Consider the following 1,694-nt stretch of genomic DNA (forward strand, 5'->3'; position numbering starts at 1 on the left):
GTTGCCATACCATTAGCAAGAGGAGGTACGCCGCCGCCTGCTACATAAAACTCTTTAGTTGAACCCGCTCGGGCCCAAATTGCTATGCCGATATAAAGCGCAAAGCTTAAACCAACAATTATAAACGTGAGTGTTTGAACATCCATTGCTTAGCTCCTATTCGTCTACGCCGTATTTTTTATCTAACGTATTCATTTTGAAAACGTACACAAAAATCAAAGCAACAAAGGTATAAATCGCGCCTTGCTGGGCGAACCAGAAGCCAAGTTTAAACCCAAAAAAACGCACTTCATTAAGTACATCAACCAGTAATATGCCAAAGCCGAAAGACACGATAAACCACACTGCTAATAGTTTAAATAACAGTGAAATGTTTTCTGCCCAATAAGCTTTTGCTTGTTCTTCATCTTTAAAAGCCATTTTTGTTTTCCCCTTTAAGCACCGCAATATCGCGATGAGTGGTTTTTTATCTTCGCTTACCAATTTAGCAACGCTGGTTAAATATTGAATTGAGACCATAGTCGTAACAGCTTGTTAACGTTTACGTAAACTGCAGATTGAGTTTTATTTAAAAAACCAAAAACCTTTTAATTACATAAAGTTAATCATTTATGGATATTTAAAATACAGGAAATGTTACAAATTAGTTAATACTGCGACATTAGTCTAATATAATTACAAATTTAAATTTAACCAATTAAATTCAACAACTTAAAAAACAAATACCATTTGGAAATAAAAATCTGCACGCACACTCGCTAGGAGTTCTGGTATTGTGTTAATTCCTCATAGGGTTGAGGCACTATTTAAAATAATAAGGTTTAATAACAACATGACTGCCGTACTCATTATTGTTGCTTTAAGTTATATAGGTGTGCTGTTTTGGCTTGCCAACTGGGGCGATAAAACAACACCTTTGGCAAAGCGTATTAGCCACCATCCTTTTGTATATTCACTGTCATTAGGCATTTATTGTACGTCGTGGACTTATTACGGCTCGGTAGGTACAGCGGCCACCAGCAGTTGGAGTTATTTACCCATTTTACTTGGCCCTGCCTTGTTGTTTTTTTTCGGCCAAGGGTTTTTACGTAAACTGGTATTAGTAAGCAAAAAGCAAAATATAACCACTATTGCCGATTTTATTTCAGCTCGTTACGGCAAACGCCAAACTACGGCGATTATGGTTACTGTAATCGCGTTACTAGCGACTATTCCCTACATTGCACTGCAATTAAAAGCGCTCAGTACCAGCTTTTTACTGCTGCAAAGTAGTACTAAAATATCCGGTGATATGCTCGCGCTTTCTGCCACATTAATTATGGCTTTGTTTGCCATATTTTTTGGTACCCGCAAAGTGGACGTAACAGAGTATCGCTCTGGGTTAATGCTTGCTGTCGCGTTTGAATCAATGATTAAACTTATTGCACTTATTGCTGTAGCAGGCCTTGCTGTTTACACCTTATTTAATATGCCAGAGCCTACTTCAAATAAAGTAACCGAATCGATTTGGGATCACTGGACTAACTTTAACTTTTTTAGTTTTAACTTTATTGGTCAGTCTTTAATGGCTGCGGCGGCTATTATATGTTTACCACGTCAGTTTCATGTAACCGTGGTCGACAATCAAAATAAACGTCACTTACTTACCGCTCGCTGGGCTTTTCCGCTGTATTTACTATTAACCGCCGCAATGA

General features: G+C 37.9%; 1 protein-coding gene and 1 pseudogene. One reads left to right on the forward strand and one right to left on the reverse strand.

Annotated elements, in window-relative coordinates; genetic code table 11:
• Window positions 1-156: 156 nt before the first annotated feature.
• Window positions 157-420, reverse strand: coding sequence for a DUF4212 domain-containing protein (locus L655_RS0100805; protein ID WP_007377498.1), 264 nt, complete (start codon window positions 418-420; stop codon window positions 157-159).
• 412 nt (window positions 421-832) lie between these two features.
• Between L655_RS0100805 and L655_RS0100810 the strand changes: the two are divergent.
• A pseudogene (locus L655_RS0100810) lies at window positions 833-1,694 on the forward strand (hybrid sensor histidine kinase/response regulator); the annotation flags it as partial.

It is taken from the genome of Pseudoalteromonas sp. TAE79, assembly GCF_000498015.1.
Classification (GTDB): Bacteria; Pseudomonadota; Gammaproteobacteria; order Enterobacterales; family Alteromonadaceae; genus Pseudoalteromonas.